Origin of the sequence: Persicirhabdus sediminis, from assembly GCF_016595495.1 — a bacterium.
In the GTDB taxonomy this organism is placed as follows: domain Bacteria; phylum Verrucomicrobiota; class Verrucomicrobiia; order Verrucomicrobiales; family Akkermansiaceae; genus Persicirhabdus; species Persicirhabdus sediminis.
Window position 1 is genome coordinate 117,023 of the sequence record NZ_JAENIM010000039.1, and the last position, 25,920, is coordinate 142,942.

Consider the following 25,920-nt stretch of genomic DNA (forward strand, 5'->3'; position numbering starts at 1 on the left):
CTCAGCTGATCACATGAAGTTCAACCAAACGTTGGCTGCAATGTGACAAAAATGACACATTAGGCAAGCTGTAGATTGCAGTGGTGGGTGGTTTTTTTCTCAATTCATCGTTTGAATGATAATTGATGCTTATTAGGTGATGAACCTCAATTCTTTAGCCCTTGGTCGCGAATGCTTGTCAGTGGGGTGATTTTTATCCATTACTGGCATAAATTTAGCAGCGAATTGGTGTAGAAACAAAAAACGAGGCACCCGTGGGTGCCTCGTCTGGATTCAGCAGTGGATTTCGCCACTAGCTAGATAGGATGATGAATATTATTTGGCAGCCAGCTCGAGCGCCTTGAGCACATCGTCTGGGCTGATATTTTGTGGCAGCATGATCGCTGGCTTCGACGGATCCGCTGGGAAGATTAAGTTGGTTGGCAAACTACTTCGGCCCACTCTGGCGAGATCATTTTTGATCGCCTCGTTACCGTCGGTCCAGTCAGCGACGACTAGGGCGACATTAAGTTCTTCGAGTTTGGCAGTTACGGCATCTGATGAGAAGACACGCTTCTCGTTGGTTTTACAAATCAGTCACCAATCGGCGGTGTAATCCAGCCAGACAATCCTGCCTTTTGACCGGCTGAGCTCGACCACTCCGGGGTACCAGCTGTGTTCGCTAGCAGTGGTGGGCGCGCGGTAGCTGGTGGCATCTTTGGCCATCAATAAACCAGCGCTGGCGACGATGACGGGGAAACCAATGCCCCAGACGTATTTCTTGGATTTTTTGGTCACTGGAGTGCCATAGCGTCCAAATGCCCACGCGGCTAGTGACAGAATCACCAGCGCCATGATCAGCCAGAATGCGCCGTCAGTTCCTGTGATGTTGATGAAGCTGAGGTAGAAATAGGCGGCAGTGGCAAAGAGGGCAAATGCCATCAGCTGCTTGAAGGTTTCCATCCACGCGCCTGGGCGAGGTAGTTTCTGAATGAGCTTGGGCATGAATGCCAGCGCCACGTAAGGCAGGGAAATGCCGAGCGCAAAGATGGTGAATAAGAACATGCCGGTGAGCGGCGGTTCTTTTAAAGTAAATGCCAAAGCTGAGCCGAGGAAGGGTCCGCTACATGGGGTGGCAATCAGCGTGGTGAGTACGCCTGAATAAAATGAACCAGAGTAGCCTTTTTTCATCTGTAGCTGGCCGCCAGCGCTAGTCAGCGAGGTGCCAATTTCAAAAACTCCAGCCATGCTCAGACCAAACAGGAATAGCAAAATAATCATGCCCGCTAGGAATGGTGGCTGGGTGAGTTGCTCGCCCCAGTTGATGTCCTGACCGTAAAAATGGATCAGGCCAAAAATCGTGCCGGCCAGAATCCACATCGATGCCACCAGACCAGTCATGAAGACCAGCCCGTGCAGGCGGATCTTAGTGGCGTCTTCGCCAGCTTGTTGAACAAACCCCATCACCTTGAGGCCAAGCACAGGAAAGACGCAGGGCATTAGGTTGAGCAGAAATCCGCCAATGAACATGAAGATGACGGCGGTGAGAATGGTGAGTTCTTTTTCTTCTTCACCACTTAGCAAAACGTAGGGGACCTTGGCGTTGACGTCGTAAAGTTTAGCGGCAGCCGCACGGTCAGCCTCGCTAGCAATCTGGCCAGACCCGTGAGCTGAATTTCCAGCTGGCTGATCTGCTGAAGCCGTGGTGGCTGCGGTGTCATTAGTAGCTGGCTGATCTTCAGCGCCAGCGAGTGGTAAATTTACCAGCAATCCGTGTTCATCAAAGCCAGCTAGGATTTTCCCTTTGCTGGCGAGAATGCCTTCCAGTTGGCTGGCTGGACCAGCATCTACATTGCGCTCGATGGTCAAGGTGCCAGCGGCAGCGTCCCACACCTGTGCGGCGCTGGCTACGGTGAGTTTTTTGTCGTCGTAATAGTACAGAGATTCAAGAGCAGATAAATCAGCGCCAGCTAGCGTGATGATGAAATGGCTGTCACTCTGGCTAGCTGAAATCTGCAATGATTTCTGCCACTCAGCTGGCTGGATAGGTAGTTCATTTCTAGCCGTCTCAATGGTGGCTGCGTTGTCATCGTTGAGCACTGATTCGCCACCATGCTTCAGTGTGATGGAAAATTCACCACTCTGCGGCATGTCGCACGCCGAGTCGTTACATACTTGCCAGCCTAGCTTGAGGTCAATCTGGCTCTGCTCACCGACGAGCTCAGCTGGCGAGGTGATCTTAGTGAGGAAATAGTTTGTATTTTCGTAGGTATATGATGTTTCGCCAAACAAAACCGTGGTGTGTGGCACGGGCCATTCTACTGGCTCGTGGGTAAATCCAGCGGGCAACTGCCAATCAAATTCTAGCGGTAAGTTAGAGCCGCCAGGGTTCTTGTAATATGAATGCCAGCTGGCGGAATGGGAGATCTCAGTAGCGACGATGAAGCTGGAACCAGCGGAAATCTGATCGTGGTCACTGAGTAGCTTGACGGTGGTTTTTTGCGCCAGCTTATCGCCAAAGCCAAATTGGCCAAAGCTTGCTGTAGCGCTGAAAATCAGCCAGCTGAAGGTGATGGTTAGAAGTTTGAAAGCAGTCATGGTTTACAGGATGAGGATGGTATTAGCTACCCATACGAGCCTCAAGCTCAGGGTTTGTTCCCGAAAAAAAAACTCGGACAGAAAATTTCCCGTCCGAGTTGGTAAAATGATTAGCCCGATTGATTAATAACCGTAAGCATTTTGGTCGTCTTTGCGTTTGCCTACAGCAGCGCCACCAAGGCCACCTGCAGCGGCTCCAATAGCGGCTCCTGTACCAGCATTTCCTGATTGATTGCCGATAATGGCACCAATACCAGCACCTAGTAGTGCGCCAGTGGCGGCGTCAGCTTGCGCGTGGTTTTGTGGTTGGCACTGGGTGAATAAAGCACAACTAATGGCTGCCAGACTTGATAATTGCAGTGATTTTTTCATAGTATCTGTTGGTAACACTAACTTAGACTGCAGGTGCTAGCAAATTATTTTATCGATCATGAAAATTGTTCAACACGTGCAGATTCTCAATACCCAGCTAGCTGGAGAGCTCTAGAGTATCGCGTTGACTTCCACTGTTTTGCGGATGTTTTTTGGTAGAAATGGACCGCGAAACGCGTCGTCAAAATTGTAAAGTTCGATGAAATCAGCCTGATTGTCTGAATCTTGTTTGCCAAAGATCTTGGCCTCAATCAGCGCAAAAACCATCACCCCAATGTCACTGCATTTACTCACGCCCCATTCGCGCATCATCGTCGATGCCATCGGACCAAATTTCTCCAAAGCCAAATCGCGCCAGCCAAGCATCAACTCTTCCGCGCTGACGTGGCGTGCTGGTCCTTCAGATTGCTCTTGGGCTTTTTCGACCGTGTGATCCAGCGCATCCTTGAGAAACATGTAGGCACCCGGGTTAAATAACCTTTGTCTCATACATAGCTCGATGACGGCGTCTTCAAAGTGGCTCGGCTGCATGCCATGATCCTAGCCAATCATCGACAAATGAAAACCGAATTTTCTCCAGCCGCGCATATTTAGCTCAAATTTATTTCCGCACACAATCAGCACAGTGGAAAATTACACTTGCAATTGAGACTCGATATCATTAGTTGGCTTTTGTGAATGCCCTACACCGAGAACAGATAGCCAGCGATGGACCTGCTGCTGGCTGGAAATTAGTCTATTACTCTTCAGCGAGTATGCTGGACTGGAGTTCCTATTTAGAAAAAAACCAATTTCATCTGATCTGGAATACTTCTGGAGCAGGCATCATTTTTTCTGGAGACATTCGCATGAGTGTGACGGCGAGCACATTTTCTGTTTGTTTCACTGGTGAGCACATTCAGGCATCGCGGCTAGATGATAGAGATCGCCACGAGTGGACGGTTTTGAGCATTTCTAAATCATGGTTAGAACGTCACTTAGCAGATCATCTCAGCCAACTAGGGAAACAAATTCACGATTTGTTATATGACGAGCGCACTCAGCAGAAAGGCTGGTATGAAATGCGCTCGATGACATTGATAGAGAAAGATTTAGTCAGAGACCTGTTGGATCCGCCAGCTAGTAAAGTGGTTCACGACCTGTGGTACCAAGCCAAGGTGAAAGAAATTGTTTATACCCAGCTGCTTAATGACAATATGGTAAGCGAACGCGGCGCTGGGGTGGTTCATCCTAAATTAAAACAAATCAAAGTGGAACAAGCGCAGAGCTGGCTGCGGGAAAATATCACCGAGCCATTAGATCTAAACCGGCTGGCGCAGCACCTCACTTGGTCACCCTATCACTTGAGCCGAAGCTTTAAACAGCTAACAGGTAGAACGCTCAGCGAGCAGCTGCGTATCATGCGTGCTGACTACGCCGCAGAGCTACTAGAGACCGGCAGCTACAATGTTACAGAGGCAGCCATGGCGGCTGGCTACAGCAGCCTGAGCCATTTCACAAAAATCTTTGTGCGCGAAAAGGGGATTAAACCGTCTGTCTATATGCGCAAACGCGTGAGGCGGGCGTAGACATTATTCAACAATCACGGCTTTTGGTGGGCCGCTGAGGATTTTTTCTATCAATTGAGCTGTGGCTTTTTGCACGCTTGTGGCATCGCCAATTTTTTTGCTGCGGTCGTAGCCTAACCAAAGAGCTGCTGAGTAGTCGCGGCAGCTAGAAATCGCCCAGCTGTCGTGCCCTGAATTGGTCACGCCAGCTAGCGTGTGTGATTTATTTACCAATGGCAGCGAGTTTAGCGCATCTGCAGCTGCACCTTCGTGAATGGCTTGAGTGAGTGAACTAGTGCCAGTGTAAACAACCTGACCGTGCGCATTTCTAATTTCTTTGATTAGATAGGGCTTGGCGCGTTTGCCTGAGTTCTGCAGTGTTGCCGTAGCAATGGCTAACTGGTCGGTGTTGGCTGCCAGACTGCCGCGGAATAGGTCTTCAGTTTCCGGCATGTCATTTTTAAAACCGAGGCGACGGAAAATTCTAACTGCTTCGCTTGGGCCAATTTGTCTACCGGTCTGCAATGGTTTCCCTTTGATAGGTAGTTTGTTGCGCTCGCGTGCGGCGGCATGAAGGAAGGGTTCAAATAGCGGGCCAATATCGCGGCTAGTATTATAAGCGCGGTTATACTGGCTCACTTTATAATCGCGGCTGCCAATCATGCTGAGCACACTGCCGTCTTTGGGCTGCAGCACCATCAGTGAGCCCTGTAAGGCTGAGATCTCACCGCTCTCAATACCAGAAATTGGCTGGGCAAAATATTTCTCAGCGCGCAGTTGCATTTCCCCATCAAGCGTGGTGACGATGGTGAGTGCGCCATCACGAATGTCGTTGCGTTCAAGGATTGTTTCCAGCTGGCGCTGAACGGCGCGCGCAATGAATGTCTGGCTAGCTCTGTTACCTTCTGGGTCAGCTAGACCGATAGGTAGACTTGTGATAGTTGAGATATCCGCAGATTTGATGTAACCCTCGGCAACCATGCGCGCGAGCACATCATCACGTTGGTTCATCGCGCCCTCTAGATTGCGAAATGGCGAGTAGATATGCGGGCCTCTAATGATGCCAGCTAGGATAGCACATTGATTGGTGTTCAGTTGGCTAACGGATTTGCCAAAGTAAGTTTCTGATGCTTCTTCGATGCCGTGACAGCCAGCGCCAAAATAGATGCGGTTAAGGTAATGAGTGAGGATTTCATCTTTGCTATAGCGAGATTCAATGCGCAAGGTGATAGCGATTTCTAGCAGTTTCCTGTGGATCGATTTGGCGCGGATATCAAAGGTATTGCGCGCTAACTGCATGCTTAGCGTCGAGGCTCCCTGGGTGAATGATCTATCTTTGATGTTACGCAGTGTGGCTCTAGCTAGGCCTTTTACATCTACGCCCCTGTGCTGGTAAAACCTTGAGTCCTCACGTGCGACTAAGGCGTTGACCATGTCCTTGGGAATCGCCTCGCGCTCAATTAGTTGACGACGTGTGCCTGCTAGACTGCCAATTTCCTTGTTGTATCTGTCTAGCAGAACGGTGCGGGCTGGAATTTCAGCCACCTCGTCGAGGTCGTATTTCAGAGAAATGAAAAAGTAATACAGGACAATAGCCAGCCCGATGAGGGCAAAAATACAGCTCCAGCGGACCAGCCAGAGTACTGGACCGCGAAGTCTGGAGCGCTGCCAGCGGGGAAATCTTGCGGGTGTATTTTCGGGTTTTCGAGACATTTCTATCAGTGCTCAGCGAGCTGAGCTAGAGATGTAGCCAGTTTGGCGAAATTTGCCAATGAATTTATACGTCGAAAGCTACTGCTACGTACGCTCATTCAGCCATTTTTTAGCGCACGGGAATGGCTCTTGGCGCCCGCTTGTTTTCGTTAACTGGCTGCGCTTTTGAGGGATGGAATGGGCAGAACTCGTGCTGACCAGGAAGCGTATCGGCTGGTGCCTCTGTGGTATACGCGCTGCCTAACTTCTCGCATTCCTTGGTCGCTCGCTTGGCCGACCAGCGACATAGGCGAGCTTGTTTCATCGCCATTGGCGGGTTGAACGAGCCAGCTGCATAACCAACCTCATCGGCTTCTTTGATGATATCGATCCAAATTGGCAGAGCCAGTGTAGAGCCGTATCCGCGGTCAATCGTTCTCTGCGGCTGGTCCATGCCGACCCAAACTGAGCAGGTCACGGCTGTAGTGTAGCCGGCAAACCACGCGTCCTGATAGTTGTCTGTGGTGCCGGTTTTGCCAGCTGCTGGTGAGCTGAACTTTGATTTGATCGCCGCGCCAGTTCCGCGCTGGGCAACTTTTTGTAAGACCTTGTTAGTTTCCCAAGCTGCACCACGTGATGCCGCTGAGTACACCAGTTTGCTATTGCGGTAGAGTACCTGGTCGCCATTGCGGATTTCTTGGATCAAATACGGACGGTAGCGCTCGCCATTGTTAGGGAAGATGGTATAGGCGCTAGCCACTTGCCATGGTGTGGCTTCCCATGACCCAAGGTAGGCCGCTGGTGTATTGGGCAGTTTCTGGGTGAATCCAACATCGTTAGCTGTGGTATGCACGCGATCCATTCTCGCAAAATCACCGACCCTAACAGATGACGTGTTGCGCGAGCGAATCAATGCCTCCTCAGCAGTGACATACTTGTAATATTTGCCATCGCTATTGCGTGGGTTCCAACTGCGCTGCGCCCCTTTAATTTCGCCGGGGCGAAGTGGGGTGTCGCGAATCCACGTTTGCGCCTGCATGCCGTTATTAAATGCCGTTAGGTAGACAAAGGGTTTAAAAATTGAGCCTATTTGGCGTTTCGCGTATTTAGCGCGGTTGAACATAGATTCATCGGCATCGCGGCCTCCAACAACTGCGAGCACAGCACCACTGCGGTTTTCAATGACAACCGCTGCGCCTTGAATATATTTTGGTGGTTTGGTTTTTTCTGGCTGAGCTGTTTTTAGATAGTGTTGGTACTGGCTGCGAGTTTGGTGGTTGTAGCCAGGTTTGCGCTCTACCGTGCGTAGGTGTTTTTCCATCGCCCTCTCAGCTGCTTTTTGAATGTTATGGTCGATGGTGGTGATGATTGTTAGTCCGCCAATGTCGATGCGCTCGTCTTCCAAAATAAGGTCGAGGTCGCGGCGAATCGCATCCATGGCATAGGAACCTTGAGCCAAACGACGGTCTTCTGGACGAATCTGTAATTTCTCAGTTTTGGCCTGATCGGCTTCTGCTTGGGTGATGAATTGATTGTCGACCATGCGCGCCAGTGTGGTATCGCGCTCGCTGGTGGCTCGTTCGATGCTGCGGAATGGTGAGAATGAGTTAGGTCCGCGAATGATGCCAGCTAACATAGCGGCTTCACTCAGTGTTAGATCTTTGGCGGATTTCTCAAAATAGGTACGCGATGCCGCTTCGACTCCTCGCATATTGTGGCCCCAGAAGATGCGGTTCACATAATGTTTGAGGATTTCTTTTTTGCTGAAATGCGATTCGATGCGAAATGCTAGAGCGATTTCAAGCATCTTGCGGTCCAGTGATTTGAGTGCGCTCCCTTGGCCGGGTTTGGCCTGAATATCAAAGCTGTTACGCGCCAGCTGCATGGTCAGCGTAGACGCTCCCTGAGTCATTGATTTGTCTTTGATATCGCGCACGAGTGCTCGAGCTAGGCCAACTGGGTCGACGCCAAAATGGTAGTAGAATCGTGAATCTTCTCGGGCTAACAATGCACTAGTGAAGTAATCTGATACTTCATCTAGCTCGACAAGCAAGCGGTTATCACCGTGCATACGGCCAATTTCTGTGCGCCTATCACTAGCGTAGATGATAGATCTAGCTGGCATTTCTTCAACTTGCTTGAGATCGAAATGGCTGGCGCGCAAAAAGTAGAAAGTGCCAACAATGATGCCGATAGAGCTGAAGATAAAACCAAATGAAAGTACAAGTCGCAGCGGCCATTTGATAAAGAAATTCAGCCTATCAGTGAGCCTGTTGATGAGTAAAAATGGAGCCGTTAGGACCTGTGGCAGCCAGCTAGATGACTTTCTAGATTTTTTACTATTCTTCCGCTTATTTGCCGATGAGCTGGCTTTTTTTCTAGCCGATTTTTTTTTGGCAGATTTTTTGGCTGTCTTACGTGGTGGCATAATCGTCGGGAAGGTGTGCTAGGCTTGGCGCTTTGGACGAGACGAGTGTGCCGTGAATTCAAGCAATCCGCAATGAATTCCTTAGGGATTAAATTGTCGTATCATATTTTACTATTCGCGGTAGTGTCTGGTGTTTGCTAATGTATGAATATGAATACTCAGCCGCACAATGATCATAGCCGAGCTGCCCATCGGCTGGCTGGTGTGGCCGCGCTGGCTTCACTCGTCTTGGTCAGTTGTGGCGCATCACCACAATCTGCGTCTGGCCAGCAAGCTGTGCTAGATGAACCTGCCTTTATTGATAGTCATGGATTGCCCGTGGCATCTATCAATGAGAAGAGACGAGAGAATTATACTGAACAAGAAATGCAACGAGCGCGGCATGGTCGGTCTATCTACGAGCAGCCGCTCAACGAGCATAAATGGCTACCTCCCAATGGCAGCTCGATGAACCGTGTGGACGAAATTTTCACCGAAGATCAAGGAGGTTTTCGCGGCAGTGCTGGCATGACGATGGGATACTCGCGCTGAGTTGGCCGACAAAAAAACGAGTGAATCCATTAGCTGGAATCACTCGTTAGCAGTTGATAGTAATTAAATTATTTCACCTTGCGGCGTAGAACTAGGGCAAGTCCGCCAAGGGCAAACAATGCGCTTGTGCTAGGTTCAGGGGCAGCAACAGTTGCTGCGTCCACGCTGAAGTTACTCAAGCGGATGTGATCACCTGTGCTATCTGTAGTGCCTAAGAGGCCAAAACCAGTCACTTGTCCGGACAGAGTGCCGCCGACTGCAGTGGGCGCTACATCTAGCTTGCCGTCAGGGTCATCTCCTAGGTTAACATCAAGGGCGTACCAGTTAGATCCGTCGGTCCAGTCACTAAGTGTTAAAGTGTGGTCGGTGTAATCGCTTTCGTTACTTGAAAAAGTAGTGGCGTCAGAGACATACCATTGACCCGCCATCTGAATGGCATAACGAAATCCAGCACTGTTGGCTGAGTCAAACTTCGTATTGACCGTGATGTTATTCATATCAGACAGAGCGGTATTTACTGGGTTGCTAACTGAAAATAAAACCACCCCGTTAGCATTGTAATCTGTAGCTGTATTTGCCGCTGCCTTGGGGGCAAAAAAGACATAGCCTATGCCTTTAGCTGTAGCTACCGAGACAGGTGTAGGGGAGTTGCCGTTTGTGCCATTCGCAAAGGCGCCACTAGATTCATCAGTTACGATATTTGAGCTAGAGATTTGGGATGTGGCTGACCAGCCAAAGGTTGAGATAGGGGTAAGAGCGTGACCTTCGAAGCCTTGTGTGTAAATCACCGCTGCTTTTGATGCCGTGATCGATGTGATAAACACCATTGATAGAAGTATTGGTTTCATATAGTTTTTCTGTTACCGTGTTTGTTGTCGTTAGTTTTTTTACTCACTTTCGGATTTTGTAGGTGAAACATATTTACCCTAAGGTTACTAGGTCAAACGTTTTTTCTAAATCTGACGATTAGGTTAACATGGTGTTTGGTTGAGCAAATATAGTGTTTTTGGTGACGAGTTTAAGATTTCATTTTTGAAACGATTGGGTGTTCTTGGCGATTGTATATGAGTGAGTTGTTCTATGCGTTTGCTGTTATTGTTGGTAATAGACGGAGATCTTAAAATCCATTAGGATTGGGAGGATTCTCTAAGATTGATTTTTTTCTAGCTGGGTGATTAAAAATTGAGGTATCAAGGTCATTAAACTTAATGGGCTTGAGTCTATCAGAATATTCAGCTCGTTCCTTATAAGCCGCCTTGACTCTTTTGAGTGCTCGTTGAAGATGTCGGCATGAGCGAGTTCACCCACATTGACGCACAGAATCAGCCGGGCATGGTTGATGTTTCAGAGAAAAAAATCACCAAACGAACGGCGGTGGCTGAGAGCCGAATTCGCGTTGGCGAGAAGATTGGTGAGCTACTGGTTGATGGTGATTTGGTTTCTAAAAAAGGACCGGTTTTTCATACTGCTATCATTGCTGGCACAATGGCTGCCAAGAAGACGCCTGAGCTGATTCCATTCTGCCATGGTTTGGCGTTGGATGATTGTAAGTTTCACATCGAGATGGTGGACTCAGCTGAGATTGTGATTCGCTGCACGGCGGTGACTCTAGCTAGAACGGGTGTGGAGATGGAGGCTTTGACTGGAGCATCCGTAGCGGCGCTAACTATTTACGATATGTGCAAGGCGGTTGATAAGGGCATGGAAATTTTGACCACTCGGCTGATAGCGAAAACTGGTGGTAAGTCGGACTTCCAACGATAGCATAAGATGAAAATCTATCAGAAGATTGCGATTGGCGCCTTAGTTTCGCTTATTGTATTGATATTTGTTGGAGCTGTAGTGCGAGCTTCGGGTGCTGGCATGGGGTGTCCTGACTGGCCGACCTGTTGGGGATGTCTCATTCCTCCAACTGATGTTAAGGATGTTGATTTCGACCAGCTAGATATTGAAAAGTTCCAGAAGAAGGCAGAGCGCCATGGTCGTGATCCAGCTGAGATCACGGTGGAAACATTGCGTGCGGAATTCAATCCGGTACATACATGGACCGAGTACATCAACCGGCTAACATCTTTGCCCTTGGGGATTCTAACTTTGGCGACCTTTATCGGCTCATTTGCCTATAGGCGATCTAAACCATCGGTATTTCTAGCTGCTTTGTTATCTTTGATTTTGTTATTGGTAAATGCCTGGATGGGGGCGCGCATTGTCTATACTGGCCTGCAGCCAGGTGTGATCACTCTGCACATGGCGCTCGCGATCATGATGGTTTGCAGCCTTGTTTATGTAGTTTGGAAATCAGCCGACCAGCCGCGCGCATTGGGGGTAAAGTCGTCAGCTAACAAGGGGGTATATTGGACAGCGGTCGCTCTTTTTGTATTGATTTTGATCGAAGGGATCATGGGCTCGCAAGTACGTGAACTCACCGACGAGCTAAAGAAATCACATGCAGAAGCCGCGCGATCTGAATGGGTGAACCAGCTGGAAGACTCCTTGGTTTATTTGTTCCACCGTAGTTTCTCGTGGCTGATTTTGATTTTAGCTTGGGTGTATTTTTACACGACTGGCCGCTTGAAATCTGGTTTGCGTTGGATGGAATTTTCCGTATTGGCAATTGTGTTGGCGCAGATGTTTCTTGGCTTGGTTTTATCACAGGTGGGCATTTTGCCAGTCGTTCAGGTCCTGCACATCGGTTTATCGTCGATTCTCGTCGCAGTATTATTTGGCTGGTTATTAATTGGCCGCGCGGAGAAATGATGTCCCATACATACCATTCCGGCTAGTCAGCTGTGAGAATGGTATTCGCTAGCTGGCGGTAGTGATTTAGCTGCTGCTGCGCGGGCACAAAAAACCACCCAACTGTCATGGAATTCAGTTGGGTGGCCTTTTATTGTATAGGAAAAGCTAGCCTTAGTATGCTGGCAGTGACGCGTCGAACTTGCGGTGTGCAATGGCGAGGCCTTCAATTTCGATCAGCCAGCCCGGTCTGCATACTGGAGCGGTGACGATCTCGAATGGAATTTTTGGGAATCGACGGCTGATGGCTTCGCTGATCACGCCTGAGTCGTTAGCATCACGAAGATAGACGATGAATACCTGCATGTCGTTGATCGTCGCGTTAGATTCAGCTAGCAGCGCTTCGATGTTGATGATGGTACGGTCTAGCTGCTTGAGCACGTTGCCAGGGTGAACCACTTCACCTTCATCATCGATACTAGCAGTACCTGATAGGAAGATTTGTGAACGATCCTGATAGTGAACAGCAGTGGCGCGCTCAAAGGCTACACCGTAGATGTGTGTTGGGCTGAGGTAGTCGAGCGCATAGAGCTGCTGGATTTGTTCAGCTTTCACACCGCCGATGGCGTATGAGTCTAGAGTCGCCTTGGTAGCTGCATTATCGTAGTTCCCTTCGATGCCGGTGCTGGCGATGTAGTGGGTATCAGCGGTGAGGTTTTGTTTGTCAAATACCTCGTTGCGCGCCGTGACGAGTCCTGCATAGTTGCTGTCGACATTTTGCACAAAAAACCATGTGCGGATGACGTTGTCAAAAAGTGTGATCTCGTTGCGATCGAGAATTTTCTGGTAGCGGTTGAAAATGCCGTGAGTCTGGTCGTATGAGCTCTCGACGGAATCATCTGTAAGTCCGATGGACCAGAGGTGTTTGAGTTCACCGCGGTCGAGGGTCAGCGTGCGGCCAGATTTTGATTTTTTCAGCGGTGCGCTCGGATCGAAAATATGATGGGCCCACATGCCTACTTTAGCTGGTGTAGCTGGATCCTGGCCAACCCATGAGATGGCACAGGGTTCGTCTGAATCGTCTGGATTGGAAAATGGGCGCAGGCGCAGGAGATCTGATTGGTTGATCAGGTCGCTGCACATGAATCGACGCCAAATGGCGGTATCCATGTCCAAGCCGATGGATTTCACCGCTTTGGCATAGGCTTCTTCAATCCATGACAGCTGAGTAGAAAAATCAGCATATTCATTAGGGTGGATGATGATTTGAAATTCTTCGACACCGCTAGCGCCGCAGAATCTCGAGATGCGCACATCCACAGGCAGCTCATTATTTTCATCTGAGGGTAAATCGAGTTTGTCAATTTGTTGGATAACGGTAGTCATATTTGCAGTGTGAAGCTTATCGGTTTTCGGTCACCTCAATGGGGATGCTTGGCAGCATTCCATGGGAAACCAATTTTTGCTTATTATCTTTACGTTTCTGAGCATGAAAAATTTCAATGATCAGGTTGTTCTTTGTTCCCACGGTCGCGGGATCCTTTGCGCTTATGGTCAGTTCGATTGATTTGTCTTTAAGTTCCTTAGTATCAAAGGTAATGCCATCAGGTGCTTTGTGCAATGTAAGTGCCACCGACTGGGCTTTTTTCGTTGGTTCTAGCACGATCGTTTTATAACTGTTTATAGGAATCTGGACGATTTCGCCGGGCTTGAGTCCCGTTTTTCGATTAACTCCCCAGTTGCTGATATAGGCAATCAGTTGATCGCTAGGTAATAAATGGTGGCGAATGAATGCCTGCTCCATCGCTCGAGTTGGCTGGCACGGGCGCCTGATTTGTTTGCCGTCGACGATCGCTTTGCCGGTGAGATTGATGGCGGCGATGCGGTTTTTGAGAAATTTGGTATCGCTGATGGTGAAAGTTACTTCATCAGCTCCAGCTGGAATCTGGGCACCTGATAATTGGAATGTGTCTTCATCAGCTGGCAGCACGATGTCGATTGGTCCCTCAAAGCCGTCTTTGCGGATTGCTTTTACGGTGATCGCGGCAGACCCATTACTGCGCATGCTCACGCTCGCCTTTGTAGTGTAGAGTTCAAAATCGGCCATTGGTTCGCTGATGCGAAGTCGGTAAGCAAAAGCATCTCCGTAGCGGTTTTGGGTATCTTTGATGGTGATTTTGTAGCTGCCGTCAGCTGGCAGCTCGGCGCATAAATACGAATCGGCATGGTGGGTCTGCAGGCCAATATTCAGCCGGTCCATATCGTCGTTTGCGGCGATTAACTGACCATTTTCATCAGTCAGGGTGATAAATGAATCGAGTGGTGAGCCAAGTTTGCGGGCGACTACTTCGGCGACGATTGATTGGCCCGCTTTACCGCGAAATTGAAAACTGCTGGTCTGCTGATTTTGATCAATTTTTCCATTGATGATAACTGGCAAGTTCACGGGCTGACCAGCTGCTTCGTCAGCCGCCGCTGTTTTGAAAATCTCATCGAGCTCGTTGAGCATGTAAAAATGCCCAGCTGGGTGGTTCTTACCCAAGCTAATCGGAGTATTGATAGCGCCGTTACCATCTATCAATGATTGTGTTTCAGCTAGGTTGAGGCCAGCTAGTTTTACTGGAGTGGATTCTCCAACTTTGCCGCCTAGCGGAAATTGATTAGTGATGAATGGGGAATCGCTCACCGTCAGGCGATAGACAAAATCATCGCGTCCGCGGAAGATGGCATCCTGCAGCTGGATGGTATAGTTGCCGTCGGCGGGCACAGTGAAAAACATCACCGGGTCGGGGAATTGTTCGAAACGATCAGCAAAGGCAAGCTCGCTGCCATTTTCATCTAGCATGCGGATAGTTGCCTGAAACCAGCCGGGAACGGCATCGGCGATGAATGGTTTGATGACTTGCGCGTCAACTCTGATAGTGAGCTGCTGGCCAGCTGTGGCGGAAAATTGAAATTGGTCTCTATCACCAGCTTTGATTTGGCCGTTGATGGTGAATGGCACTGGCTCATTGATGATTTGCGGTGAATTGTTATTTGGTTCCTTTTCTAGAATTTCAGCATAGCTGCCAATGTAGATAGGGAAGGGTTCGGATAGACCAAAAGGTGTACTAACACGTATCTCGCGCCGGCCAGGTTTGGCGTCTGCTGCTATACGTAACTTCACCAGCGCGATCTCTTCCATCTCGCGGCTTTTCTGCATGGACTCGCGTTTTAGGTCAGTATTTCGCTGCTGCAAGTGGGCTAGCGACATCTCAGCGAGCTCGCGGAAGGCTGGGTGATCTGGCAATTTGGGTAAGTCAGATTTGGCCTCAGGAATGGGCTTTCCTTGTTCTTTCGCGTTAGCAATGCGAGTGAAATGTTTCAGGTAGTCGGCATAGGTTCTAGAGTAGTTAGAAAACGTGCTGCTCAATTCGGCTTCAACTCCATCGCCCGTGACATAGACTTCTTTTGCGCCGCGCAGCAGTCGGCCACCCAGACTGATTTCAGTCTCGCTATTTACCGCCGCGCCAGCTGGATAAGCGTAAGCGATGTTAGGATCTCCTTGAGCCCACGCTTGATGAATGCAGCTGAGTGAAAAAATCCAGCTGATGATGATAGAGTTATAGTTGAGTTTCATGGCTGCTAGGTGTCACATGAGTTCTTTAAGTAATCCTTCTCCTTGGGAATCAATGGTCAGCTGGACTTTTTCACCGCGACCATTATCGAGGTGGCTGTGTGGGTTGATGCCTAAGTTGTGATAGATGCTGCCGATAAAATCTTCCGGATACACTGGGCGCTCGGCGACTTCCATGCCGGTGGCGTTAGAGGCACCAACGACATGGCCACCGGTAAATCCACCGCCGCCAATCATGGATGAGAAGACCGCTCCATGGTGGCCACGTCCGCCATTCCATGGTTCTTCCCATTTTACTTTTGGCGTGCGACCAAATTCCCCTGAACACCAAACGATGGTTGAGTCTAGCAATCCGCGCTGGGCGAGATCTTCAAATAGCATTGCTAGGCCTTGGTCCATCTGCGGCATTTTTTGGTTCATCGAGTTGAAGTGCATCTTGTGGGTATCCCATCCTCTGGCGTTGATAGACACGTAGCGCACGCCATTTTCTACCAATCGGCGTGCCATCAGGCAGCTTTGGCCAAAGGTATTGCGGCCGTACGCATCGCGCATAGCATCTGGTTCGTCAGCTAGATTAAATACTTCGCGGGCATCACCCAAGATCATTGAATAAGCATCTTCTTCTGCCTCATCTAATTTTTTAAATGCTTGGCTGTTGGGGTGGGCATTAGCCAACGTGTCTAATGAATGAAGCAGGTCGCGGCGGCTCTGCTGTCTGGCATCAGTGATGCCTTGGGCGATGATACCTTGGACGGCAAATGGATCTTTGCTAGGGTCGCCACCAGTAGAAAATGGTTTGTAGCGAGGACCAAGAAATCCTTCCTCCGAGAAGCGACCGTGTGGCTGGGTGAGCACGATGTATGGAGGCAGCAGTCCTTTGTAGCCGGCGTCGTATCCTTTGAATTTTGATACCACAGAACCAATACACGGATAGACTTGGCCATCGCCGGGTTTGCGGCCCGTTTGCATCAGATAAGATGCGGTTTCGTGGCCGTTGATGCCATGAGTCATGCTGCGGATGATAGAAAACTTGTCCGCCTGTTTGGCCATCAATGGCAGTTTTGAGTTCAACTGCATGCCGTCCGCTACGGTATTGATCACTTCATTAAATGGACCTGTATAATCGGCACCAGCCTGTGGTTTAGGGTCGAAGGTGTCTAGATGCGACGGGCCGCCCCACATCCAGATTTCTATCACAGCCTTTGCTTTTGCTGTTGGGTGTGTCGTCTGGTTGGCACCGAGGACGGATTGTGCAAAGGGGAGTCCCATTGCCGTGGCAGCGGTCGTTTTGATAAACTGTCGTCTAGTAAATGGGGTGTTCGTACTTCTCATAGGTGCAATTTGTTAGTGGTTGTAGAGAAACTCCTTACTGTTGATGAGTGCCCACGCGATGTCTTGAATGGCGATGGCGTTAGCATTTGCAGGAGGTGCGGTCCTTCTATTGTTTTGGCGTTTTTTTTCAGCTGCCGCTGCTTGGTTTTTATTTTTGTTAGCGCGCTGCTGATTATTGGTTTTTGCAGGTAGATGTTTGGCGCGGTAGGCCATGGCAATTTGCATTTCATCCTCACTCGGGTAACGCGCTAGCAGGTTTAGATAGAGTTCGGAAATGGCCTGTTCTGGCTTGGCGGTTGCGCGTTGAGATAGTTTTCTAATCAATGGACTGGTACGCACCCTGACATGCATTTGTTGTGAGTTCAGCAGGTAGAGTCGCTGGAATTCGTTAGGTGTATGTTCACGCTCAGATAGATAGCCAGTATCGCGAGATGGACGGCCAAACATATCAAGAAACTGGCTGGTAATACTACCGTCAGCTAGCGTGATGGTGCGGTTGTCTTTGGGGATAAAGGTAAATGGTTCGGGGATGGGGCTCCAGTAGTTCTCTACGGTATTGCCAAATTCGTTGAGCGCATCAATGAGTACTTCGGCATCTAATCTGCGTAGCGCATAATGGGCAAACAGCGCGGTAGATTTGGCATCGTCAGTGCGAGCAATGCTAGATTGCTGATAGGTTCTAGAATTTAGAATTTCTCGGTAGAGTGCTTTGAGATCGTAGTCGGCATTTACCAGCTGGTTTTGCAGGTATTCTAGCAAAGCTGGGTTAGATGCTGGATTGCTTGGATGGATGTCGTCAGCTGGATGAATGATGCCCTGGCCCATGAGCCAGTACCAAATGCGGTTGCAGATACTCTGTGTGAACCATTGGTTGTCACTGTTAACTAGCCAGTTAGTAAAGGCGATGCGTGGGTCTTCACCCGCGGCTAGGCTGATTTTGCTGCCGTCGGGGAAAATGTAATCTTGTTGGGGTGTTGGTGCTGGTTGGTGAAATACAATCTCTTCTTTCCATTCCTGAGTTTGCTTGAACTTCAGCTGGCTGAAAAAGCTAGCTAGTTGGTTCACATTTTCCTCACTCCAGCGGTCGGTGCGCGACCCCATAAATGTGAGCGCTACGATCTCGGCAATGTCGGCGGGTGAGTGGCCCTGGCCAGAGCGGTAAAAGTTCACTTCTGCTTGGCGAAAATTGCTGCCGTTAGCTAGTAACAAAGCACGGGCAAATTCGTCATAGCGCAGGTTGTTTTGGATTTGTTGGCGAATCCACCTTTGATAGCTTTGCACTCCTTTGGGCCATAGGTTGATAGGAAATTCTGATTTTACCCGCAGCACGTCGCACCATTTGAGCGTCCAGTAGTCGGTGAAGTTTTCGCTGTCTAGCAGCTCGTCTATCAATCTAGCGCGTTTATCGCTAGCTGGATCTTGGAGGAATGCTTTGACCTGCTGGCCGCTGGGCATTGTTCCCGTGATGTCGATGTAGATGCGGCGGATAAATACGGCATCGTTGCACGGTTGGGCGCTGACGATGTTGTGTTTGTTGAGTTCAGCGAAGACGAGTTGATCAATTTGACTAGGAGGTGTTTTCCACTCACTATCATGGTAGATTTGGTCAACGCTCGGCGCGGGTGATGGGGCTGGCGCGTTGCTGGATATTTGTTCCTCCGCCAACAATTGGCCAAGAGATACCATTAGAGTTAGGGCCAAAGTGGCCACTTTTTGTGTACCTGCTTTCATAGGACATCAATGGGTGATTGCTGAATTAGTAATACCTATGAGTGTGATGGAAAATTACATAAATTCGATTTAATTAACTTTATTTCCGCAATTTTCTCTAGATTAGTTTGAATTTCAGTTGGTAAATGACCACAGCTGATGGGGTGTATTTTTATAATCTGCACTCGCATATCCATGCTAGCTGTGATTAAACCACGGCATGACAAAACTTCTCATAACTGGAAGCGGTGGTCGCATGGGCCAGGCATTGATCGAGGCGGGCAATTTGGACGCAGAGACTGAGGTTACAGCGACTCACGATAAAGGTGAAGATCTAGCAGCTGCCTTTTCTGATGTGAATGCGGCGATTGATTTCACCATGCACAGTTTCACCAAGCAGGTGCTTGAGCAGGCGCTGGCGACCAATACGCCACTGGTGATTGGAACCACTGGCCACAGTGACGAAGAAAAAGCGGCGATTGTAGAAGCTTCTAAAACACTGCCAATCGTATTTGCAGCTAACTACTCTATCGGTGTAAATACACTTTTCTGGCTGACTAGCAAAGCGGCACAGATTCTTGGCAATGATCGATTTGACATCGAGGTGACAGAAATGCACCACCGTCACAAGATTGATGCGCCATCTGGCACCGCTCGTCGTTTGCTAGAAATTCTCAACGAAGAAACTGGTACTAGCTACGAAGATGACGTGGCTCACGGTCGTGTGGGTAATATCGGTGCACGCCCTAAGCGTGAAATCGGCATGCACACTCTACGCGGTGGCGATGTGGTTGGTGATCATACCGTGATGTTTGCCGCTGACGGCGAGCGCGTGGAGCTCACCCATAAGGCGTCTAGCCGCATGACATTTGCCTCTGGCGCAGTGCGCGCGGCTGTGTGGTTGCAAGACCAGCCAGCTGGTCTCTACGACATGCAAGACGTACTTGGCCTCAAAGGCTAAATTTTCCTGATGAAACGGTCAGCTGAGAGCCATCGTGTAGGCATCGCATTGGGGTCGAATTTGGGCTCGCGCATTGGAAACCTGCGTGAGGCCCGCAAACGGCTTTGGGCCTTGTCTGACAATGCTGCTAGCTGCCTGCAGGCGCCGGTGTACCAATCAGCGCCGGTTGGCTGCCCTGATGACTCGCCAGATTTTTTTAATACGGTGGTGGAAATCAGCTTTGCTGGCAGTCCAGAGGAGCTGCTTCGGTTGACTCAGGCTATCGAGTTCCAGCTAGGCAGGCAGCAAAGTGAAGTGCGCAATGCACCGCGTGTGATCGACGTCGACATTTTGTATTTTGGCGATGAGATTGTGCGTTCCGACGAGCTTGAGCTGCCGCATCCACGGATGACGGACCGCTTGTTTGTGCTGCAGCCACTTGCGGAAATTTGCCCCCAGCTGATATTACCTAGAGATCAAGTGACCATTCTCGAGCACCTAGAACACCTCGATAGCGGCGAAGAGCCACTCGGGCTGGTGCAGACGAATTGGTAAACAAGCCCCCAAATTCCATCCATAGAAAATGACAGGACAAGAAAAAGCCGAGGCGATTCGCCAGTTGAAAGGCGAGCGCGACATATCAGCTCTTACCGCCTATGATTATCCTACCGCTCGCCTGCTAGATGAAGTTGGTGTCGATGTATTATTAGTTGGCGATTCTTTAGGCATGGTCGTGCTCGGCTATCCAGATACCACGCACGTGACGATGGATCACATGGTGCATCATGTCGCTGCCGTTGCTCGTGGTAGTAAAAATGCTCTGGTCATTGGTGATTTGCCAATTAACAGCTACAATACCCCTGAGCAGGCATTGGAAAATGCCCGTCGCCTGGTAGAAGCTGGCGCTGATTGCGTGAAGCTGGAAGGTGGCGTGCGCCAGGTGGATAAAGTTCGAGCCATCGTTTCCGCTGGCATTCCTGTAATCGGTCACCACGGCATGTTGCCGCAGCGTGTCCTCGAAGAGGGGGGATACCACAAAAAAGGCAAAAGTATCGAAGAGGCCAAAGCCATCACCGAAGGCGTGACGGCTCTGCAAGCAGCCGGCTGTTCTGCGGTGGTTTTGGAAAGTGTGGTACCAGCATTGGCCAAACGCATCTCCGAGGAGCTGGAAATTCCCACTATTGGCATTGGATGTGGCAAAGGAAACTGTGATGGCGAAGTGGCTGTGATCACTGATATCACAGGCGCCTATCCGTGGTTTGTTCCGCCATTTGCCTACGTGCGCGCTGATTTTGCTGGCGAGATGAAACGTGTCGCCAAAGAATATATCAACGCGATCTAGGGTCGTCAGCTAGTGGTTGCGAACTTATTTCGCAACCTATTTAATTTGGGGTGGTTACATATTTGTTATGTTTACTTCACCCTTGAGTTTTGCCGAAAAATCCATTCGCAAATTTTCTAGCTGGCCGAGCCAAAAACGTCCGCTACGCTACTTTTCCACCTCTCTTGTCGTTTGTGGTCTGAGCCAGCTGGCTTGCCCAAATGAGCTGTCAGCTGATGAGCTCAGCTACCCGATCGTCGATACTGGTGTTGAGATTTTCACTAATGACAAAGAGGTCATTGATGAGCCTACAGAAGGTCAGGCATTTTATGGTCAAGATGCCCATTTTGCCTCGTTCTATCCAAGCTACGAAGATAACGAAGACGGCACCGTCGAAGACCTCGTCACGGGGCTGATTTGGCAAAAAAATATGGGTGAGAAAATGACCTATAAAGAAGCTCTTGAGGCTGCTGAGGAATGTCAGCTCGGCGGCTACGACGACTGGCGTATTCCGTCTATCAAAGAGCTCTATTCATTGATAGATTTTCGCGGTGAAATGCGCCGTGAAGGTGATGGCGAGTTATTTATTGATACTGGATTTTTTGACCAACAGCTAGGTGATGAAGATGCTGGCGAGCGACCAATCGATGCTCAAACATGGTCGTCTACATTCTATGTAGGCAAAACGATGCGTGCTAGCCGATCTATATTTGGCGTCAATTTTATTGATGGGCGCATCAAAGCCTATCCGCTGAAAAAGCCGCGTAGCCACGATGAAAATAAAATGTACTTCCGCTTAGTTAGGGGAAATGAAGACTACGGGGTAAACAAGTTTGTTGATAACGAAGATGGCACCGTCACCGATGAAGCGACTGGCTTGATGTGGCAGATTGAGGACAGTGGAGAAGGCATGGATTGGCAGATGGCATTAGATTACGCTAACAATCTCGAGCTGGCTGGCCACAGCGACTGGAGACTTCCTAACGCCAAAGAGCTGCAGAGTATCGTCGACTATAACCGTTCTCCGCAAACGACAAGATCAGCTGCGATTGATCCGCTCTTCTTTGTTAGTGAAATCAAAGGCCCAGATAGACGCAAAAATTTCCCATATTTCTGGTCTAGCACAACTCATCAAGATGGTCGCAACCCGTACGACTCAGCAGTGTACTTTGCCTTTGGTGATGCGCTGGGGAAAATGCACGATCGTGTAATGGACGTTCATGGCGCTGGTGCTCAGCGCAGTGATCCAAAGTCTGGTGACGAATCTGATTATCCTAAATTCCACGGCCCGCAGGGAGATCTGCGCGCGGTCTTCAACTACGTGCGCTGTGTGCGCGATGTGGAATAGTAACAATAGCTTGCTGTCAGGTGGTTAGGGTGATAGAGATGGATACTTATGAAACTCAATTGGTCTCTCATTCTCCCATCTGCGATGGCTTTGACGCTCAGCCAATGTGCCGACACAACGACATCTGCAGCTGAGTTAGCCACAACGCCAGCTGCAAATGTTCAGCTGTCTAATGATCCACTTAACGTGGTATTAGGCGCGGGTGATGTCACGGTGATGGATGGCATCAAGGTGGTGTCGATATTGAAAACCTCTAAGCCTAACGTGGAACAAACAAAATTCCAACAAGGTCAAAAGCAGATTGTAGTCAAGTCGCGTGGCAGTCACGGGCCAGCCGCCATTCAGTTATTTGATACTAAATCTGGTCGCGAGCTCGGCAATGTGATGGCCTACGACGTGAAAGATGGCCAGCCGAGCTGGGCACTGGGCATGGGCGAGTAATTTTACCACTACCGTCATGTCTGATAGTCAGCCATCAAAACCAGCTGATGATTTTATTCCGGTCGCGTCTGGCTCATTGCTAGATCCATTGCCTAGTCAGCTGGGCGAGGAAGTATTCGAGATTCTAGCGCAGAGTGATGCGGTGAAGATTGAGCGCATTGTCTCGCGCGGGCATAGCTCGCCAGCTGAAGGATGGTACGACCAATCACAAAATGAATGGGTGATGGTAGTGAGCGGCGCCGGGGTGGTTGAATACGACAACGGTGAAGAATTCTACCTAGCAGCTGGCGAATTTCTACATATCCCAGCTCACCAAAAACACAAAGTGAGCTGGACTGACGCAAAACAGCCAACCGTCTGGTTGGCTGTGTTTTATTGATTCCAGCTGGCTGGAATTACATCGGGCAGTTTTTCATGAAGTTGGCCACCTGGGTGAAAAACTCTCTCAGCGCGAGCTTGTGGAACTCGCGTAGTTCGACTTCTTCCATGGCTTCGTCCATTATCTTTACCCAATGGTTAGCTTCTAGCTGGCCAATCTTGAATGGAGCATGACGCATGCGTAGACGTGGAGCGCCACGTTGCTCAAGGTAATCTTTAGGGCCCCCAAAGCGCATGATTAGAAATCCTAGCAGACGCTCTTCAGATCCTTCCCAGTCATCATCTGGGTACATTTTACCAATGATTTGGTCTGTTTTGATGCGGCTATAAAATGCGCTAACAAGCTCACGCAATTTCTCCTCACCGAGGTCTTCATACATATTGTCTACGTCCATACAAAGGTGTATATACCGACTCAGCTGGAGATCTCAATGCAGAAAAATACCACCCCGCCAGCTGGCGAGATGGTATCACAAACACAGGGATGAAGAGGTATTATTGAATCATGCTAGTTACTAGTCTGTAAAAGCGTACTGGTGAGTTGTTGTCTTCCTCAATGCAGTAGCTGGCGACGCCATTTTCGTTGGTGATTTCGTGCACCGTAGCGCTGCCTGTCCAGTTGCCGTTGCCGTCTTTTTGTGAAAGGGTAACCCAATCGTTAGGATCCATGCTTGAGCTAGCTTCTACGCTGTAGCGAACGTCATCTGGTGCACTGCTAGGCAGTGAGAGCAGCATGCCAGCGGTGTCTCCTTGGTTGATTGCTGAGCAGAATCCATTATGGCCTAACTCGGTATTATCTGAGCCGAGGGCATATTCGAGCAGGTTGTTGAGGCCGTCTGCGTCAGCGTCGCCGTTAGGGTCTTGCTGAGCGAGCAGCTGGGCTTCGTTGTAGTCGATGGTCACATTGATTTCACTGTAGCTGCTAGCGTCTTCGTTGCTGCCAGTTAGGCGGATAGTGTAGTTACCAGATGTTGGGAAAACCATTTCTGTGCTGGTTTGCGCAGGATCATCGATTTCTACGTTTACACCAGCTGGAGCGGCTACTACTGACCAGCTAGCGCTGAGTGAGCCAGTACCATTGACTTCACCTTCAAACTGCAACACGTTCTGGTCGGCAGTGACAGCTGGCTCGGTACTTGGTGAGATGATAGCTACCTGAGGAGCTGGCAATGTTGGCGGGCCAGCGATGGTGGCTGAGATGTTATAATTACCCAGGCTTGAGTAGCTGGTGAATCCAGTGCTGGCGGTCCCTTGTGAGCCAGCGATAACGTGTAGGTAGTAATCGCCCTGGTCGAGTTCCATGTTGATGCTGGCATTGAAGCTTGTGGTTGGGTTAGCGCTAGCGATGAGTGACCCAGCTGCATTGTAGAGCTCAATTTTCACATCGAGCATGCTTTTGTAGTCAGCTTGGTTCACGGTGATGTTAGTAGAGCCAGCTGCAGTGCTGAATGAGAAAACATCACGGTCGCTAGATTTGTGAATGAGTCCAGTCTGGCTGAGGTTAGTAGCTGAGTTAATGATCAACTCGCTAGCGTTAGAGTTAGTATTGCCGAAGTCATCGCTGCGGTAACCAAATCCATTGTTGGAGCCACTGATGATAGCGAGGTCATCTTGAGTATTGGTAGAGCCAGTGTATTCACCTTTGCTCCACTGAACGAGTGGATCGTAATAACCGATGCCCATGATTGGAGCCCAGTCGCCATGACCTTGATAGTAGGTGGTGGTTCCTTTACCATCGTGTGATAGGCCGAGTGTGTGACCAGATTCGTGAGTCACGGTTTCAACGATGTAGGCAGCATTATTGTACAAATGGTTAGTGAAGACAAATGTTGGGGTGTCAGATGCTGAGTAGTACGAGCTGCTGAATGAATTTACATAGGCGGTACCAGCTGCGCCACTGAGTGTGCCACCCGATCCGTAGAATGTGTTCGCTGGGGTAAGAACGACGCGGATACGGCGAGTCGCTGGAGCTGCTAGGAAAGCAGCTTCTTCGGTGGTGACGTTGACATTAAATGGAGCGTAACGAGCGGAAACACCCTTCCAGATAGAAGTGATCTGGCTGCTGCTGAGTTTGCTAGTAGCAGCGTCTACAACGATGTCATTGCCGCTGTTATACGAGCTGTTCCAGATGGTGCCTGAAACTCGCTGACCGTCGAAATCCAGATAGATACACGCGCTGGCTGTTGGCTGGCTGTTGAGCACTGGCACAATGCCCTGGGCATCTTCTGGTGATTCTGAGTCGGCTGGAGCTGTAGCATCGCTAGCTTGTTCAGCTGGCTGGGTCATGCCCAAAGTGACTATTTCTGGGTCCTCAGAGGTCTGAGCACAAAAGAGTGAAGTTGCTGCCACTGGTGTCAGCTGGTAATTTTGCTGATCGAGTTGTTCCAGCTGATAGGCGAGAGCTGAGTTTTGATTCACCAAGGTACCGGCGATCTGTTGCTCACGCTGGTTGATGTGCATGGTCAGAATGCCCTGAATGGCATTGCTCTCAGCTGTGAGGTCGATGGCGACTGTTGACCATTCTTCACCGTGTTCAGCGAGCATGGTAGTGGTGCCAGTGAGTTTCTGGCCGGTAGCTAGCTGGATGCTAGCGCTATCGCCACGTTGCAGCTGGAATAATGATTTCAGCTCATTCGCTGAGATTTCCGCTGATGCTGCGGCTTGAACGATGGGTGAGGTGTGTTGGGCACATGGGCAATCAGAAGCATGAGCAGGGCGCTTGCTAGCGGCTGCGGTGTCTGAGTTCTGAGTGCGCTGCTTTTCAGCCAATGATGCATGTGGCTGACCGACTGGTGACATCTTGCTAATCTCAGCCTTCTTGGGGGTGGAATATTCGTTTGGTTTTTCTGATGCGAAAAACCAAGCGGATGCTCCAACGAGGCCAAAACTCGCAAGGAGTTTTGCAGTATTCATTTATGTTGTGTTTGTGTTTTTGGAGGTCGTTTATTGTA

22 protein-coding genes are annotated in these 25,920 nt (G+C 49.6%); 10 read left to right on the forward strand and 12 right to left on the reverse strand.

Features of this window, described 5'->3' with window-relative positions:
* Positions 1–576: 576 nt before the first annotated feature.
* The 3 genes from JIN82_RS08065 to JIN82_RS08075 all read right to left on the reverse strand — a co-directional run bounded on the left by JIN82_RS08065 (position 577) and on the right by JIN82_RS08075 (position 3,480).
* Positions 577–2,577, reverse strand: a complete 2,001-nt coding sequence (locus JIN82_RS08065; RefSeq protein ID WP_200311118.1) for a cytochrome c biogenesis protein CcdA — start codon at positions 2,575–2,577, stop codon at positions 577–579.
* Positions 2,578–2,700: 123 nt separating this feature from the next.
* The gene (locus JIN82_RS08070) at positions 2,701–2,949 is read right to left on the reverse strand and encodes a glycine zipper domain-containing protein (protein WP_200311119.1); all 249 of its coding nucleotides are present in this window, start codon (positions 2,947–2,949) and stop codon (positions 2,701–2,703) included.
* Positions 2,950–3,060: 111 nt separating this feature from the next.
* Positions 3,061–3,480, reverse strand: coding sequence for a Minf_1886 family protein (locus JIN82_RS08075; protein WP_200311120.1), 420 nt, complete (start codon positions 3,478–3,480; stop codon positions 3,061–3,063).
* Positions 3,481–3,623: 143 nt separating this feature from the next.
* Here JIN82_RS08075 and JIN82_RS17585 point away from each other — a divergent pair, with 143 nt between their 5' ends.
* On the forward strand, positions 3,624–4,517 hold the full coding sequence (locus JIN82_RS17585; protein ID WP_200311121.1) for a helix-turn-helix domain-containing protein: 894 nt from the start codon (positions 3,624–3,626) through the stop codon (positions 4,515–4,517).
* 3 nt (positions 4,518–4,520) lie between these two features.
* On the opposite strand, the gene JIN82_RS08085 is transcribed toward JIN82_RS17585, so the two are convergent.
* Together JIN82_RS08085 and JIN82_RS08090 are read right to left on the reverse strand one after the other, a co-directional pair.
* Entirely contained in the window at positions 4,521–6,209 is a 1,689-nt protein-coding gene (locus tag JIN82_RS08085) for a transglycosylase domain-containing protein (RefSeq protein WP_200311122.1), read from the reverse strand.
* Between the two features lie 109 nt (positions 6,210–6,318).
* Complete coding sequence (locus JIN82_RS08090; protein WP_200311123.1) at positions 6,319–8,616, reverse strand: transglycosylase domain-containing protein; 2,298 nt, start codon at positions 8,614–8,616, stop codon at positions 6,319–6,321.
* Positions 8,617–8,760: 144 nt separating this feature from the next.
* Between JIN82_RS08090 and JIN82_RS08095 the strand changes: the two genes are divergently transcribed.
* On the forward strand, positions 8,761–9,147 hold the full coding sequence (locus JIN82_RS08095; protein ID WP_200311124.1) for a hypothetical protein: 387 nt from the start codon (positions 8,761–8,763) through the stop codon (positions 9,145–9,147).
* A gap of 68 nt (positions 9,148–9,215) precedes the next feature.
* Here the strand turns inward: JIN82_RS08095 and JIN82_RS08100 are convergent, their stop codons facing one another.
* Complete coding sequence (locus JIN82_RS08100; RefSeq protein ID WP_200311125.1) at positions 9,216–9,995, reverse strand: PEP-CTERM sorting domain-containing protein; 780 nt, start codon at positions 9,993–9,995, stop codon at positions 9,216–9,218.
* Positions 9,996–10,437: 442 nt separating this feature from the next.
* Between JIN82_RS08100 and moaC the strand changes: the two genes are divergently transcribed.
* Positions 10,438–10,911 (forward strand): cyclic pyranopterin monophosphate synthase MoaC, encoded by a 474-nt coding sequence (moaC, locus tag JIN82_RS08105; RefSeq protein ID WP_200311126.1) that lies wholly within the window; start codon positions 10,438–10,440, stop codon positions 10,909–10,911.
* Between the two features lie 6 nt (positions 10,912–10,917).
* Positions 10,918–11,904: a COX15/CtaA family protein gene (locus tag JIN82_RS08110; RefSeq protein ID WP_200311127.1), complete on the forward strand. Its 987-nt coding sequence runs from the start codon at positions 10,918–10,920 to the stop codon at positions 11,902–11,904.
* Positions 11,905–12,057: 153 nt separating this feature from the next.
* Here JIN82_RS08110 and JIN82_RS08115 read toward each other — a convergent pair whose 3' ends face one another.
* Genes JIN82_RS08115 through JIN82_RS08130 form a run of 4 tightly spaced genes read right to left on the reverse strand, consistent with a single transcriptional unit; the run spans position 12,058 to position 18,562 of the window.
* Positions 12,058–13,269 (reverse strand): Rid family hydrolase, encoded by a 1,212-nt coding sequence (locus JIN82_RS08115; RefSeq protein WP_200311128.1) that lies wholly within the window; start codon positions 13,267–13,269, stop codon positions 12,058–12,060.
* Positions 13,270–13,285: 16 nt separating this feature from the next.
* Complete coding sequence (locus JIN82_RS08120) at positions 13,286–15,502, reverse strand: PPC domain-containing protein (RefSeq protein WP_200311129.1); 2,217 nt, start codon at positions 15,500–15,502, stop codon at positions 13,286–13,288.
* A 12-nt stretch (positions 15,503–15,514) separates the two neighbouring features.
* Complete coding sequence (locus tag JIN82_RS08125) at positions 15,515–16,831, reverse strand: DUF1501 domain-containing protein (RefSeq protein ID WP_200311130.1); 1,317 nt, start codon at positions 16,829–16,831, stop codon at positions 15,515–15,517.
* Positions 16,832–16,843: 12 nt separating this feature from the next.
* Positions 16,844–18,562, reverse strand: a complete 1,719-nt coding sequence (locus JIN82_RS08130) for a DUF1553 domain-containing protein (protein WP_200311131.1) — start codon at positions 18,560–18,562, stop codon at positions 16,844–16,846.
* Between the two features lie 199 nt (positions 18,563–18,761).
* On the opposite strand from JIN82_RS08130, the gene dapB reads away from it, so the two are divergent.
* The 6 genes from dapB to JIN82_RS08160 all read left to right on the forward strand — a co-directional run bounded on the left by dapB (position 18,762) and on the right by JIN82_RS08160 (position 22,970).
* Positions 18,762–19,502 (forward strand): 4-hydroxy-tetrahydrodipicolinate reductase, encoded by a 741-nt coding sequence (dapB, locus tag JIN82_RS08135; RefSeq protein ID WP_200311132.1) that lies wholly within the window; start codon positions 18,762–18,764, stop codon positions 19,500–19,502.
* A gap of 9 nt (positions 19,503–19,511) precedes the next feature.
* On the forward strand, positions 19,512–20,036 hold the full coding sequence (gene folK, locus JIN82_RS08140; protein WP_200311133.1) for a 2-amino-4-hydroxy-6-hydroxymethyldihydropteridine diphosphokinase: 525 nt from the start codon (positions 19,512–19,514) through the stop codon (positions 20,034–20,036).
* A 28-nt stretch (positions 20,037–20,064) separates the two neighbouring features.
* A complete protein-coding gene (gene panB, locus JIN82_RS08145) occupies positions 20,065–20,823 on the forward strand; it encodes a 3-methyl-2-oxobutanoate hydroxymethyltransferase (RefSeq protein ID WP_200311134.1) in 759 nt (252 codons plus the stop codon).
* 67 nt (positions 20,824–20,890) lie between these two features.
* A complete protein-coding gene (locus JIN82_RS08150; protein ID WP_200311135.1) occupies positions 20,891–22,150 on the forward strand; it encodes an Lcl C-terminal domain-containing protein in 1,260 nt (419 codons plus the stop codon).
* Positions 22,151–22,198: 48 nt separating this feature from the next.
* Positions 22,199–22,591: a hypothetical protein gene (locus tag JIN82_RS08155; RefSeq protein WP_200311136.1), complete on the forward strand. Its 393-nt coding sequence runs from the start codon at positions 22,199–22,201 to the stop codon at positions 22,589–22,591.
* Between the two features lie 16 nt (positions 22,592–22,607).
* A complete protein-coding gene (locus tag JIN82_RS08160) occupies positions 22,608–22,970 on the forward strand; it encodes a cupin domain-containing protein (protein ID WP_200311137.1) in 363 nt (120 codons plus the stop codon).
* 16 nt (positions 22,971–22,986) lie between these two features.
* Here the strand turns inward: JIN82_RS08160 and JIN82_RS08165 are convergent, their stop codons facing one another.
* Complete coding sequence (locus JIN82_RS08165) at positions 22,987–23,364, reverse strand: globin domain-containing protein (protein ID WP_234041866.1); 378 nt, start codon at positions 23,362–23,364, stop codon at positions 22,987–22,989.
* A 100-nt stretch (positions 23,365–23,464) separates the two neighbouring features.
* Entirely contained in the window at positions 23,465–25,882 is a 2,418-nt protein-coding gene (locus JIN82_RS08170) for a zinc metalloprotease (protein ID WP_200311138.1), read from the reverse strand.
* Positions 25,883–25,920 lie beyond the last annotated feature (38 nt).